This window comes from Lactobacillus sp. CBA3605 (assembly GCF_002970915.1).
Lineage (GTDB): Bacteria > Bacillota > Bacilli > Lactobacillales > Lactobacillaceae > Lactiplantibacillus.
Genome location: NZ_CP027190.1, coordinates 1,670,132 through 1,684,026, shown reverse-complemented (window position 1 = coordinate 1,684,026; position 13,895 = coordinate 1,670,132). Strand labels below are relative to the sequence as shown.

The following is a 13,895-nucleotide window of genomic DNA, read 5'->3' as shown; positions in this document are numbered from 1 at the left end:
CCACTTATATCAACGCTAATTGCTGATATAAGTGGACTTCTTATTAATCTAACTTTAAATAGTGACGTAAATGTTGGGCGGTAAATGACTTCGGTACGGTCAATAAGTCCTTAACCGGGCCCTCAAACAGCACATGCCCACCATATCGACCAGCATGCAACCCCATATCAATGACCCATTGGGCTTGGCTGATAACTGCTAAATTATGTTCCACGACAATGACTGTCTTGTGTTGGGCCACCAAGCGCTGTAAGAGCGCCAATAAATCGACCAAATCGGCCGCATGTAACCCCGCACTCGGTTCATCTAAAATAAAGATAGGGTGCGAATCTTTGGTCACTAAGCTTTTCGCCAGCTTTAGGCGTTGTAATTCACTCCCTGAAAAGGTCTCAAGTCCTTGCCCCAGCTTAATATAACCAAGCTTCACATCGATTAAAGCTTGTAACTTAACCTTTAAACGTGGTTTAACTAACGTGATGGCTTCGGCGGCTGTCAATTGTAAGACATCATCAATATTATAACCATGCCATTTGACTGCTAATGCCGTGGCATTATAACGCCGACCATGACAAGTTGCGCACGGTTGGCGCAGCGTGCCATGATACGCTGAATCAAAATCAATCACCCCTTTACCGTGACACACCGGACAAGCACCGGCACCGTTAAAGCTAAATAAGCCCATTGGTTCGCCTGATGATTGCGCAAAAAGTTGCCGCACCGTTTCAAAGGCGCCTAGATAAGTGAGTACATTAGACCGACTACGGCCATGAATGACACCGCGATCAAACACTACTGCGCCAGGATATGCCGCTGGAAACAATTGTTGCATGAGGGTCCTTTTTCCCGCGCCCGCCACACCAGTTACAACTGTCAAGGCGCCTTTGGGAACCCGAATGGTCGCGTGATGCACATTAAATCGACTAACATCTGTTAAGGCATAAAAGTCCGTCAGCGCAGCGGACTCGGACTTAATCTGCCGCGGTGCCTGTATGGCCCGACTCGTGACCGTTGTACTTTTAAGTAATTCCGCATAAGTCCCCGTAAAGGTCACTTGACCGCCAGCGTGACCCGCACCCGGACCCAACTCAATCACATAATCTGCATTTTTAATAATATCTAAGTCCTGGTCAACTAAAACCACCGTGTTCCCCTGATCACGTAGCTGCATGAAAACCCGATTAATGCCAATCAAATCTTCGGGATGCAACCCAACACTGGGTTCATTCAAAATATACAGCACATCCGTTAAAGGGCTGTTTACATATTGCGCCAACTTAATTCGTTGCACTTCACCACCGGATAATGAACTCGTCGCCCGATTCATGGTTAAATAACCTAATCCAATCGTTAGTAAATTTGACAAACTTTGTTGCATCTTATGTAAAATTGACTCAATTTGCTCATCATGAATCGTATTAATAAATGCCAATAATTCTGTCACCGATAAATCCACACAATCAGCTAGTGACCGGCCATTCAGCTTGGCATTTCGTACCCGGTCATTAACTCGCATCCCCCCACAAGCTGAACAAGTTTGCGTGCGCATTAATGCCGCCAATCCAGCTAATGACTGACCCGCAGCTAACGCTTGTTTGATTGTCGGTATCACACCCAGATAAGTCATTGCTTGGGGCCACTCGGTCGTCGGCTGGTCTGGTTGACTGCCCTCATCATATAATAACCGTTGCCACTCATCCGCAGTATATGCAGCTAATACCTTATCATTATCAAAGTTACCTGAAGCCGTGTAACCTGCTAACTGAGCACCGCCAGACTGGAAAGCCAGTAATTGAATGGCCCCACCGTTTAAAGACTTGGTCCAGTCAATCAGCCGGGCGACCTCAAGTTGTTTTTCAATCCCACGCCCCAAACATTGCGGGCACCAGCCAGTTGCATTATTGAATGAGTACGCCATGGCAGACCCAATTGCTGGTTGGGCTAACTGGGCAAATAGTAATTGCAACCCTGGATAGACCTCGGTCACAGTCCCCACCGTTGCGCGGGCATTTAGTTCAAATGATTTTTGATCAATCACAATGGCGACCGGTAACTGCTCAATCGCCGCCACTACTGGTCCCGTATCAGTAGCTGCTTGGTAATTCCCAGACCCACCTAGTAAACGCTGCGACGTCGCTGCTAAAGTATCTAACACCAGCGATGATTTACCAGCACCTGCCACCCCTGTTACCACTGTAATCTGGTGTTTAGGCACCCGAACATTAATATGTTGTAAATTAGTCGTACTGGCATCATGAATTAAAATATCTGTTGCTAGCATCATGTTCCCCCTCTTCCATGCCATCACACAGTAAAAGTGCCCCACAAACTTGTGAGGCACTTAAAAACACTGTTTTAAGTTTAACACATCTTACTGCGGCATGGGCGCCCGATGCGTCAACCGTGCGACATCGCGGACAATCATTAATTCTTCATTCGTCGGCACAACCATCACGGTAACTGGCGCACCAGCCTGACTGATAACTTGCTCCTTACCATGGATTTGATTCTTTTCTTCATCCACCGTAATCCCAAAGTAACCCAGTTGTTTCAAGATACGTGACCGCATCGCAAACGAATTTTCACCAACACCAGCCGTAAAGACTAACGCATCAATGCCATTCATTTCAGCGATATAACTCCCCACGTATTTAACAACACGGTTGGCAAAAATTTCCAAGGCGAGTTCGGAACGTGGCCGGTCATGTTTAGTTTCATCTAAGTCTCGCATATCTGGTGATAAGCCAGAAATCCCTAGTAGACCGGATTTATTATTCAAAATATCAATAAAGTCCTGCACGTCCGTAATGCCTAAATGACGCATTAAGTAAGGGATCAACGATGCGTCAATATCACCAGAACGGGTACTCATGGTTATTCCTGCCAATGGGGTAAAGCCCATCGACGTATCAACCGCCTTACCATGATCGAAGGCCGTAATCGAAGCACCAGAACCTAAATGCAACGTGATTAGCTTCAAGTCAGCTAACGGCTTGTCTAAAAGTTCCGCCGTGCGATGGGCGACGTAGCGATGACTCGTTCCGTGGGCGCCATATTTACGCGCACCAAATTTTTGATAATAGTCATAAGGAATACTATAGAGATAATTTACTGCCGGCATCGTCGCATATAGTGAGGTGTCAAAGACCGCCACTTGGACCGTCTTTGGCAATAATTGCTGAAAAACTTCAATATAATAAGCTTGCGTTGGATTGTGTAACGGCGCATATTCGGATAATGCCTTAATTTGTTTTAACGTCGTTGGGGTAATAATTACTGAATCTTTGAATTCTTCCCCACCGGCGACGATTCGATGACCGACCCCAGTAATTTCACTCAAATGTGCTAGAATGCCGTCACTCTTTAACCGCGTCAAAACCATGGCGGCGGCTTCATGAACATCAATCTTGGGTTTCGTCTCTGAATACTTCACCCCGTCCGCCTTTTTAATCTCAAAAACTGAATTAGGTAAGCCTAACCGGTCCACCATTCCAGAAGCGATGACCGTTTCAGCTGGTAAATTAAACAACTTCCATTTCAAAGTCGAACTACCAGCATTAATTGCTAATACTTTTGCCATTATGCGATTTCCTCCATCCATCATCAAGTGTGCATACTGTTAGTGTAACCAATTATGGATACGCTTTCAATAGCACGTTGAAAATGGCACCATTTTGTTCACCTACTGACGCATATTATTTTTGCCCCCGCAACGGCTACGGTATAATAGCCTTAACGAAAGCGAGGGGATTGAGATGGCAAAGCAACCTTTTCATTGGAGCATCAGTAACTTATTCGCAACCGTCTTATTAGTCGTGGGCGCTGGCTTATTAGTCATCGCCCTCCTGACCCAGTTCGGTACCCGCCTAAGTGTTGAAGCCACTGTAACAGCCGCAATCTTATTCTTAGCAGGGCTCATCTTCTTTAAGCCCACACCTTTCTGGCTGTTAATAAGCACGATTAGCTTGATTAGCTTATGTACCGGCTATGCCGCTTACTTCAGCACACCTTACACTTGGCTAGGTGCCATCATTGCCACCGTTGTCATGGCTGGCATTGTGAGTTACGGCTTCAACCTTGGTCAAGTCATGAAACGGCGGCGAAGTCGTTGGTATCAATAAGAGTATGCCTTAAAATTAGTCAGACCTTTGTCGCTAGATGAAGGTCTGTTTGTGGTGGCGATAATCTTTCATGTATTTTTTAAAGGCTCGACTACTATTTTGATAGCCGAAACGTGCTTCAAAAGGCAACTACCTGGGCTTAGCTACGCCAGACCTCCGATGCCTAGGGCGCATCAGAGGAACTTTGACTATTTTGATAGACGAAACGTGCTTCAAAAGGCAACTACCTGGGCTTAGCTACGCCAGACCTCCGATGCCTAGGGCGCATCAGAGGTCTGGCGTAGCTATGCTCGGTGGCTGACCACCTTTTGGCGCACTCTTGCCGAAAGCGAACGTCTGTTTTATAATTAAAGCCAATCAAAATCAGAAAGGCGTTGCGTATGGCGACTAAAATTGGGATTCGTCAACTCGTTGAGTTCGTCCTGCGTAAAGGCGACTTGAACGAAATTAAAAATAGTCAAAACACCGCCCTCGCTGGTGCAAAGATTCATCGGCAACTGCAAAGTAGTCGATCGGTGGATTATCAAAGCGAGGTTTATCTTAAAAAAACTGTGACAATGGCGGGCACCGACTACTTAATTTCAGGTCGCGCCGATGGCATTCAGACCACGGATGCTGGTACTCTAATTGAAGAAATCAAAACTTCCGATCAAGCCTACGACGACTTAACTGATAACACTCGGGATTTATATTGGGGCCAAGTTCAAGTTTATGGCTACCTCTTCTTACAAGACCATCCAGCAATCGACCAGGTCACATTACAACTCACTTACTTTCAAGTTATTAATGAAAAAATCACTAAAACTCAACGTATCTTGACCCGCGCTGAACTGGCGACCTTCTTTAAAACGTTGATTACTGAATACAACTATTGGCTAACCTTGCGGGCTGATTTACGCGACCAGCGCAATGCTTCAATCAAGTCACTGCCCTTTCCATTTCCTGCCTATCGGACGGGTCAACGGGAATTAGCTGTCGCTGTTTACAAAGCCATTCGCTTACAAAAGCGCCTTTTCGTCGAGGCACCCACGGGAACCGGTAAAACTATTTCTACCCTATTTCCAGCAATTAAGGCTTTAGGTGAAGATACCATCGAACGCTTATTTTATCTAACAGCCAAGCAAAGCACGCGCCACGTCGCTGAAGATGCAGTGACTTTAATGAGCCACGATGGGTTAACCTTAAAAAGCATCACCTTAACGGCTAAAGATCAGATTCAGTTTCCAGAAGAACGCGACGTGCCACCAGAAGAGAATCCCTTCATGCTGGGCTACTACGATCGACTAAAGCCGGCCTTAAAGGATTTATTAACGCACGAAGATCAATTGACTCGTCCCGTTATTGAAACTTATGCCAGGAAACACACGTTGGACCCGTTTGAATTTTCACTGGACGCGGCCCTATTTTGTGATGTCATTATTTGTGACTACAACTATCTATTCGATCCCTTAGTTTATTTACAACGCTTCTTCAGTGAGTCCGATGAAAACACCTTTTTCTTAGTCGACGAAGTCCATAATCTAGTTAGTCGCGCCCGTGATATGTATTCAGCGACCATCAGTGACCAACCCATCGCGGCTTTATTAAAGTTAGCCTTACCGGACAAATCCCAAGCTAGCGACGACTTACAACAGGCATTAAAAAAAGTGCAACGGTCCTTTACTCGCCTCAACAAAGTGCTCTTAGCTGATGACGTCACCTCACAAATTGCGATAGAACCACCTGAAAAATTATTAAAGACGTTGCGCACTTTCAATGAATTCGTCAGTGATTGGCTTCAACAGCAATCACCATCCGAGCTCTTAAATGCCGTTCGTGATTATTTTTTTGCAAGTCTCACTTTTGTTAAAATCGGCGATTTATACGATGGTAGTTATCAGACACGGCTTGTCCGTGACGGGCATCATATCACGGTTAAGGAACTTTGCCTCGATCCGAGTGATTTTTTAGACCAATCGCTAAGCCTAGGTGCTGGTGCCGTCTTATTTTCAGCGACTTTATCACCTATGACCTACTATCAAGACGTGTTGGGCGGGCAAGCTAACAGCCTCGCCTATCAATTACCTTCACCATTTCCGCCTAAACATCAAGCAATTCTGGTCACACAGTACGTCCAAACCACTTACCATGAACGTGCGCATAGCGAGGCCGCCATTATCGCAAGTCTGCATGCCTTAGTGACCGCTAAAACAGGCAACTATCTGATTTTCTTCCCATCATATGGTTATCTCAGTCAGCTGAAAGCCGCTTTTGAATTAGCTTACCCGGACATCCAAACGACCGCCCAAACGACGGGCATGGACGCGACCGCTCGGACCACTTTTTTAGCCCAATTTAAAGCCGAAGCGACTGAAACGTTAGTTGGCTTTTGCGTTTTGGGTGGCATCTTCTCTGAAGGCATTGACTTACGCGGTGACCGCTTAATTGGGGTCGCTATCGTTAGTGTCGGCCTGCCCGGACTAAGTGCCGAAACGAATCTGATTCGCGACTACTATGACCATAACAACGGTAACGGCTTTGCCTACGCTTATCAGCTACCCGGCATGAATAATGTGTTGCAAGCAGCGGGACGACTGATTCGCAGTAGCCATGATACCGGCATTATTTTGTTACTGGATCAACGCTTTGCCAGCCGGCGCTATACTGAGCTATTTCCACCGCACTGGCAATATTTCCAACGGATCCAATCTGTCCCACAACTCACCGCCACGATTGCTAATTTTTGGCAAACCACTCAGGGAGACCACACACATGAAAACTAAATTAACCCGTCAATTAGAAAGCACCCTTTACCATTACTGCCTCGACCAAGGGGCCTACGTGGTTGAAGAAGTTTCAATGCCAGCTGATCAGGGCATTGTCGACACCTTGAGCTATCAACAACTGGCCGATGGGCAGGTTGAATGGCGCTGTTACGAACTAAAAGTGACCAAAGCTGATTTTCATTCCAAAGCCAAATTATCCTTTATTGGTAACTATAATTATTTCGTGCTGCCCAAAAAGCTTTACGATGAAGTTGCCGCCGAAATTCCGGCGCATATTGGGGTCCTCATTTATCGGGCCTTTGACCAACGCGCCTTGGACTTAGCGCCCGCACCGCTAACAACCCCGGGCTTTTTAACCATTGCTAAAAAGGCCCAGCATCAACCATTACAAGTTGACGCTGGCCCGCTGACGAGTCATTTCATTGCTTCCTTATTTCGTGAAGTCGATAAAGCCAAACGAGTCAAAAAAGGCCTGGCCTTGTATTCTGATGACCAACTTTTCAAAGCGCTTAAACAACGGGCCCAAGTCGGCTACGATATCTATCACCCTGATCAAAATCTCTATGATCGGTTCGTCACCGACCTCCAGACCGAAGCTGTTACTGCCCTTCAAACCGAACTAGATGCTCGGAATTCTGAGTATCAAGCGCTGCAATTAAAGTTGCATGCCTTAACACAGCCCAACTTAGCGGATCGCTTATGACAACTTATTATCCTTATCTGCGCGGTCGGATGTATGACTTGCTAGCTTTAAAAGCGCTATGTGAAAACCAGCAGCTGGGCCCGCATATCATTCCTATAATTGAACCCGTTCGCGATTCCAAGGAACTCCAACAAACGGTCCAGGTCTTGTTAGCAGCGAAACAACCCTTTAGTGTCATTGCCAACCCCCAAGTGAGTGTTTACGGCTTGAATCACACTAGGTTGTATCCCTTACCAGACCTCACCAGTGCCCCATTTTATCATCCAAGCGCCATTTTAGCGGCAGATTTTAGTGCGGATTTTTTAACCACTACGCCTGGTCAGACGAGCCTCTCGATTGCGCCCAACTATCCGTTGCTCAAGACTTACCAACGTACGGCAGTTTTAAAACAAGTCGCCGGTATCTTGATTCCAAATGAAGCCCGCCTCCATCAAATAGCTGGCTCACGGTCAATTTTGTTAACTGATTCGCTCACCTTTTGGCCCCATGTCGCCGACTATGCCCAGCTAACCGATGACTATTTCGCCCCTGCCAATTGGCATCAATTACCCTTGGGCTATCAAGCCTTTGGTGATTATTCGATAGTCGGCAGCGTTTACTTCGATAAAGGCTTTCCCGCTCGTGCGATTGCCATCCACGTGATTTATGTGACGCCGACTGGTTGCTTACGAATTCACCATTTTGTTTCTGATAGTAATGAGCAGCGTGGCGGTCAAAAGCAAAAGTTTTTTGAGGCCCTCACTAAGTTGATTACGTGGGCGCCAACACATTTAACTGGCCTTAATGCAACTCCGGCCTTAGCTGAATTAGTGGCCTATGCGCACCAACCTAAGTTTCCCGGTCTGGGACCAATCAAAAAATTAATGTTAATGCATCATCTGCAACTGATGAACCGCTTATTGGCTGACTAGGCAAGCATGTTATACTTAAACGTATTAGAAATCGGAGGTTACACCATGCCAGAACATTTACCCGTTTGGAAGACCGTCTACTTATGGTACAAAACTGATTACCAAGAACGCCACGAACTGATGGCTTATGGCGACCTGTGGTTACAGTTAAAATCACGGCAACGGCTAGTCCTTGGCTTAACTGCAGCTGGTCAAGCTGAATTGGGGACCATTACCGCTGTCACCTATGCCGCTGTTGGTCAACACTTGGCAGCTGGTGATGACTTAGTAACCATTATTGGCACTAAAGCAACCAAAACATTAACCCTTCCCGTCAGTGGTCACTTAAAATCACTCAATCAAGCCGTTTTAACTCATCCCGACTTATTAAATGGTAAAGCTGAAAAAAAACGTTGGTTAATCAAGCTGAAAGCTGATTAATCTAAAATTAATTGCACGATTAGCCCTTAATATTACAAAAGATTACAAAAAACGGCTTATATTACAAACACACGGCCAATTCGTAAAATGATTGCTATTCGTTTGTTACAATTGACGGCTATACTATGAGTTAATAAAGTGCTTGGGATGTGTTTCGGGGCCAAGCAAAAATTCGGACTAAAAAAATAGGAGTGACCATTACTTATGAAAATTAAGAATGTTTTATTATCTACTGCAGCAGCCGCATCAGGTCTTTTTGCTATTGGCGCCACCGCTCAAGCCGCAACCGTAACGGTTAAAGCTGGCGACACCGTCTCAGCAATTGCTAACGACAATGATACGACCGTTGCCGCCATCGAAAAAGCAAACCAATTAACCAACGTTAACTTGATCTTCGTTGGTCAAAAGCTTGAAGTTAACGATACGACGACTGCTACCACTACACCAGCCGCAAGTACTACGACTCAGACCCAATCAACAACAACTGCTACACCTAGTCAAAGTACAACGACTACACATAGCACTAGCACCCCAGCCGCAACTACTCAGAGCACCACGACAACTGCGACTAACACCAGCAGTAACACGAGTTCTTCTGATAGTTCTGCTAAAGCTTGGATTGCTAACAAAGAATCTGGCGGTTCATACGGTGCCCGTAATGGCCAATACATTGGTAAATACCAACTAAGTGCTTCTTACTTAAATGGTGACTACTCAGCTGCTAACCAAGAACGCGTTGCTAATAGCTACGTTAGTTCACGATACGGCTCATGGTCGCAAGCTAAGTCACATTGGCTCTCAACTGGTTGGTACTAAAGCTTAAATTCAACTTTTAGCAAAGCACATTACCGGTCCAAGTTCAACTTGGATTGGTAATGTGCTTTTTATCTGTTAATTTTCACGACCAGTTTGTCGAAATTGAGTCGGTGTCATCCCTTGAGCCTGCGAAAAAGCTTGGTAAAAACTCGTCACATTCTTATACCCCAGTTCAAAACTGATTTCCGTAATCCCCTTCGTCGTCAAACTTAGCATTCGACCAGCCATTTCCATTCGAATCCGAGTTTTTACTGCCGAAAAAGAGTCATCAAATAGCGTGCGACAGAGCCGCGAAAAGTAATTCGGCTGATAACCAAAATGAGCAGCAGCTTTGGTTAAGGTCACCGTCGCAATCTGGCGCGATAGATAAGTAAAAATAGCGCCCGATTGCGTCTCCCGACCGGCATGCCGAATCGCTTGAACCGGAAACTGAGAATCCACTAACGAGACCGTCTCGCGATGTTGTCGTAACAGTTCAGTTAATAATAAGCTAAAGACTTGGTTTCGTTCAAAATTTAAGTAGCGATCCGCATCCTGCTGATCCATTTGCGCTAATAAATTACAATAAGTATGACTTAATCGATTTTTCAAATGATGAAAGACCACATATTGACTGGCTGTGCTCGCATCATTCATTAAATCGTGAATTAATGGATTATCACCGACCACAGTCATATTTAGTGGATTAGGAAACGTCACGCTAGCCGTAAATGTCCGACATTTAACCAAATCCTGTTGTGCGCTCACCTTAATTTGCGTGGCTTGCTGGACTAAAATAATATCTTGCGGATTTAACGGCAACACTTGTTGGTCAATTTCACATACACTGGCTGTTAAACTTTCAATGATCAATAACACTGTTTGCTGAGACGCTGGCGTTACCTTTTTAACCCCGGTATGATTGTATATTCCGGGTATTTTAATCGGTTGCTTACTTTGATAATTTCGACTCATCAGCGCTCTCCTCAATTTTAAAAGATATATTTTCATCAGAAAAAAGATACTTCACTTAGTTATATTGTACATTTATTCACTTTATAATGGAATCAAATTCAATTAGGAGTGATTCATTATGACAACAACTATTAAAACCGATGTCATCGTCGCTGGTGCCGGTGGGACCGGGCTGGCAGCCGCCCATGCAGCCGCTGAACAAGGTCTTCAGGTCCTAGTCTTAGAAAAGCAGGCCCAAATTGGTGGTAACACCAAGATTTCTAGTGGCTTTTTTGCAATTGACTCTAAAGAACAACGTGCCAAAGGCCTTCAGTTATCAAAAGCCGAAGCCGTCAATCAGTTAACCACTTATAATCATAATCTTGCTAATGGCCCGTTAATCCATCATATCGTGGATACGGCCGCCGATACGTTAACTTGGTTAGAAAATCTTGGCATGGCAATTCAATTAAACGATAACGCTAAAACGACCCAATTTGCCCATCGTGATAACCCCTATCAAGGTGGCGCTTACCATATGTATCAAAACAAACCTGAAAGTTATGCGCGGATTCAAGCCAAGCTTGAAAATGAAAGCGTTCAATTCAAATTTGGTGTCACCTTAACTGACCTACGTCAAACTGCCGATGGTAAAATCATTGGCGTTTCGGCAACGGATGCCGCTGGGATGACCTTCAATGTTGATGCCCAAGCAACTGTCATCGCAACTGGTGGCTTTGGTGGTGATCGTAAGAAAGTTGCTCGTACAATGCATACCACAGCTTTACGGACTTTAGGCGTCCCCAATATGGGCGAAGGGCTACAAGCAATGGTCAAAGCTGGTGCCGAAGATATTGACGGAACCGCATTAATCCATGCGGCCCAACTAGCTAAATCAACGGTCACTCAAAAAACTTCAGCCGAACATCTGGCGGGCTTTTCACACACCGCTTTAACGCAACTCCTATTAACGCCCTTATTCTGGGTCAATCGGACCGGACAACGCTTTACCAATGAAGATGTTGTCTATGATACGGTCAACTGGGCCAACGCTGGCTGGTCGGTTGGGGGCCAATATTACTTCGTCGTGGACCAAGCAACACTAGATAACTTCACCAAAAATGGTGGTGCATTAGAAGTCTCGCAAGCTGGACCCGGTGCAGATACGGAACCCGGTGATTTCACTGCTTTAGCCAACGCTTCAGTCGCAGCTGGCACAGCCTTTAAAGGCGCCACAATCACCGAACTAGCCACAAAAGTTGGGATGGTCCCAGCGACTTTAATTGCGGCAGTTAAAACTTATAATCAAGCGGTAACAACAAAAACTGATTCCACCTTTAGTAAATCTGCCGCTTCACTAGTTTATCCAGTTAATGTAGGACCTTTCTATGCCTTTACAGCGCAAGTCGCTTACTTAGGCACGGTTGGTGGTGTTCGCGTCGATGAAAACTTACGCGTTTTAGATCAACAATTCCGACCAATTCCTGGGTTATTTACCGGAGGTGCCAATGCCGGTGGGTATTACGAAGGCCATAGCTATCCTGCCTATGAAGGACTAGCATCGGGATTTGCTTGGACCTCCGGCCGCCTAGCTGGCACTAGCGCAGCCAAATTCATTGCGCAAAATACCACTGAGGAGGCGTGACAAACATGCCTAAACAAAACACGCACAGCTGGCCTTTCAAACTCGCTTTACTGTCACTGTCCATCTTGGCAATGACCGCCCCATCAATCGCAATTGCAAATCCCTTGATGGCTAAAACCTTCACTGACCAGACCACGGCCCAAGTTGAGATGATTGCCACCTTGCCAAATCTAGGCGTCTTATTGCTCATTATGTTTTCAACTTGGATTGCACAAAAATTAGGAGTTAAGCGAACCATTATGTTGGGGTTGTTTTTATATCTGATTGGCGGTTTAGTGCCGGTCCTAATTAGTAATTACGTCATTATTATCCTAGCTCGCTTTGTCATGGGCTGTGGGATTGGCTTATTTAATCCCTTCTCAGTTAGTCTAATGTACAACTTCTACCATGATCAAGAGTTAGCGGATATGCTAGGTTATCAAAATACCGCCCAAAATTTAGGCAACGCTGGGTTTGGCCTATTGCTTAGCTTGCTCGTGTTAGCTGGTTGGAAGACCGTCTTTACTGGCTACTTAATTGCCCTAATTCCACTACTATTATTTGGTTTATTGGTTAAAATTCCGACACCTAAGATAGCCGTCAAAACAAGCAGACCTAAGCAAACCACTAATAGTCACGTTTTAGCGCTCGCCGGACTCATGCTAATTATTTTTGGGATGTTTATGATGATGACAATTAAATTAGCCAGTTTTGTCACCACCCAACAACTGACGACCCCTGCCATGGCTTCAACTATTTTAGCCGTTATGGGAGCCGCTTCAATGGTTGCCAGTGCCATCTTTGGCAAGTTGAGCCAGCGCCTAGGTAACTATATATTACCGGTAGCTCTAATCGGGATTGCCCTGGGCTTTCTCATTGTCGCAACTGCCAGTAATGTAGCTTTGCTGTTTGTCGGCGTCATCATTGCTGGTAGCTTCTTTGGTTGGGTCTTTCCCCAAGGATTCCTCCGAGTTGCTCAAATTGCACCCGCACATTCTGAAAACTTATCGACATCCATTATGTTAATGGGGATTAACTTAGGAGCGTTCTTATCACCAACCTTAGTTAACGGGGCCGCTAATCTACTTGGCAACGACCAACCGGCCTTCGTTTTGACTATGTGTGGTTGGGGCTTCGTCATACTCGCAGTTGGTACCGGTCTCTATACCCTAATTGATAATCGTCGGCAAACTAAGGTCCGCAGCTAAGTCAATCTTTAAATGAAATACGTCGGTTTAACTAAGTCTTATCATCGAAACATTTTAAAAGGCTCATCGCATTTTTGTTGCGATGAGCCTTTATATCGTCAATTAAACTTACCTATAATCTAAAGATGATTATCGTCGTTGCTTTTAGTTTTAGTCCTTAATCAATTAATCAGCCATTTTCAGTCTTAATTGCCGCTTAATTTGGTCATATTCATGAAAACGTCACATTTATTTCCAGAAACCATCACCAAATATTACAATTCATTACAAAAAACGCGTTATATTACAATAACTGGCCTAAAACGTAACCTCCTGTTTATTGTGTTGCAATACTCGCTCGGTATACTAGTCATTGTTAATTAGTTAAGGCGACATTAGTTTCCATTGACTAACGCGA

Annotated in this window: 11 protein-coding genes; 8 read left to right on the top strand and 3 right to left on the bottom strand. The window is 45.1% G+C overall.

Annotated elements, in window-relative coordinates; genetic code table 11:
- Positions 1-43: 43 nt before the first annotated feature.
- Together C5Z25_RS08060 and C5Z25_RS08055 are read right to left on the bottom strand one after the other, a co-directional pair.
- The gene (locus C5Z25_RS08060; protein ID WP_234002727.1) at positions 44-2,281 is read right to left on the bottom strand and encodes an ATP-binding cassette domain-containing protein; all 2,238 of its coding nucleotides are present in this window, start codon (positions 2,279-2,281) and stop codon (positions 44-46) included.
- Between the two features lie 87 nt (positions 2,282-2,368).
- Entirely contained in the window at positions 2,369-3,577 is a 1,209-nt protein-coding gene (locus tag C5Z25_RS08055; RefSeq protein WP_105449687.1) for an acetate/propionate family kinase, read from the bottom strand.
- A gap of 175 nt (positions 3,578-3,752) precedes the next feature.
- Between C5Z25_RS08055 and C5Z25_RS08050 the strand changes: the two genes are divergently transcribed.
- The 6 genes from C5Z25_RS08050 (at position 3,753) to apf (ending at position 9,733) form a co-directional block, all read left to right on the top strand.
- Positions 3,753-4,118, top strand: coding sequence for a hypothetical protein (locus tag C5Z25_RS08050; protein WP_105452170.1), 366 nt, complete (start codon positions 3,753-3,755; stop codon positions 4,116-4,118).
- Positions 4,119-4,498: 380 nt separating this feature from the next.
- On the top strand, positions 4,499-6,880 hold the full coding sequence (locus tag C5Z25_RS08045; protein ID WP_105452169.1) for an ATP-dependent DNA helicase: 2,382 nt from the start codon (positions 4,499-4,501) through the stop codon (positions 6,878-6,880).
- Positions 6,870-7,586, top strand: coding sequence for a hypothetical protein (locus C5Z25_RS08040; RefSeq protein ID WP_105452168.1), 717 nt, complete (start codon positions 6,870-6,872; stop codon positions 7,584-7,586). Before C5Z25_RS08045 ends, C5Z25_RS08040 begins: the two co-directional genes overlap by 11 nt.
- Entirely contained in the window at positions 7,583-8,497 is a 915-nt protein-coding gene (locus tag C5Z25_RS08035; RefSeq protein ID WP_105452167.1) for a sce7725 family protein, read from the top strand. The genes C5Z25_RS08040 and C5Z25_RS08035 overlap by 4 nt, the downstream gene beginning before the upstream one ends.
- 45 nt (positions 8,498-8,542) lie before the next feature.
- Positions 8,543-8,917 carry a glycine cleavage system H family protein gene (locus tag C5Z25_RS08030; RefSeq protein WP_158682930.1) on the top strand — a complete coding sequence of 125 codons (375 nt, stop codon included), beginning with the start codon at positions 8,543-8,545 and terminating at the stop codon, positions 8,915-8,917.
- A gap of 204 nt (positions 8,918-9,121) precedes the next feature.
- The gene (gene apf / locus C5Z25_RS08025; protein ID WP_105452165.1) at positions 9,122-9,733 is read left to right on the top strand and encodes an aggregation-promoting factor; all 612 of its coding nucleotides are present in this window, start codon (positions 9,122-9,124) and stop codon (positions 9,731-9,733) included.
- Positions 9,734-9,808: 75 nt separating this feature from the next.
- On the opposite strand, the gene C5Z25_RS08020 is transcribed toward apf, so the two are convergent.
- A complete protein-coding gene (locus C5Z25_RS08020; RefSeq protein ID WP_158682929.1) occupies positions 9,809-10,687 on the bottom strand; it encodes a helix-turn-helix domain-containing protein in 879 nt (292 codons plus the stop codon).
- A gap of 118 nt (positions 10,688-10,805) precedes the next feature.
- Here C5Z25_RS08020 and C5Z25_RS08015 point away from each other — a divergent pair, with 118 nt between their 5' ends.
- The gene (locus C5Z25_RS08015) at positions 10,806-12,311 is read left to right on the top strand and encodes an FAD-dependent oxidoreductase (RefSeq protein ID WP_105452163.1); all 1,506 of its coding nucleotides are present in this window, start codon (positions 10,806-10,808) and stop codon (positions 12,309-12,311) included.
- Positions 12,312-12,316: 5 nt separating this feature from the next.
- Complete coding sequence (locus tag C5Z25_RS08010) at positions 12,317-13,498, top strand: MFS transporter (RefSeq protein WP_105452162.1); 1,182 nt, start codon at positions 12,317-12,319, stop codon at positions 13,496-13,498.
- Positions 13,499-13,895 lie beyond the last annotated feature (397 nt).

Bases quoted from the DNA above. Each gene is read 5' to 3' on its own strand.
- C5Z25_RS08060 (WP_234002727.1), bottom strand. From the start codon at position 2,281: ATGATGCTAGCAACAGATATTTTAATTCATGATGCCAGTACGACTAAT.
- C5Z25_RS08055 (WP_105449687.1), bottom strand. From the start codon at position 3,577: ATGGCAAAAGTATTAGCAATTAATGCTGGTAGTTCGACTTTGAAATGG.
- C5Z25_RS08050 (WP_105452170.1), top strand. From the start codon at position 3,753: ATGGCAAAGCAACCTTTTCATTGGAGCATCAGTAACTTATTCGCAACC.
- C5Z25_RS08045 (WP_105452169.1), top strand. From the start codon at position 4,499: ATGGCGACTAAAATTGGGATTCGTCAACTCGTTGAGTTCGTCCTGCGT.
- C5Z25_RS08040 (WP_105452168.1), top strand. From the start codon at position 6,870: ATGAAAACTAAATTAACCCGTCAATTAGAAAGCACCCTTTACCATTAC.
- C5Z25_RS08035 (WP_105452167.1), top strand. From the start codon at position 7,583: ATGACAACTTATTATCCTTATCTGCGCGGTCGGATGTATGACTTGCTA.
- C5Z25_RS08030 (WP_158682930.1), top strand. From the start codon at position 8,543: ATGCCAGAACATTTACCCGTTTGGAAGACCGTCTACTTATGGTACAAA.
- apf (WP_105452165.1), top strand. From the start codon at position 9,122: ATGAAAATTAAGAATGTTTTATTATCTACTGCAGCAGCCGCATCAGGT.
- C5Z25_RS08020 (WP_158682929.1), bottom strand. From the start codon at position 10,687: ATGAGTCGAAATTATCAAAGTAAGCAACCGATTAAAATACCCGGAATA.
- C5Z25_RS08015 (WP_105452163.1), top strand. From the start codon at position 10,806: ATGACAACAACTATTAAAACCGATGTCATCGTCGCTGGTGCCGGTGGG.
- C5Z25_RS08010 (WP_105452162.1), top strand. From the start codon at position 12,317: ATGCCTAAACAAAACACGCACAGCTGGCCTTTCAAACTCGCTTTACTG.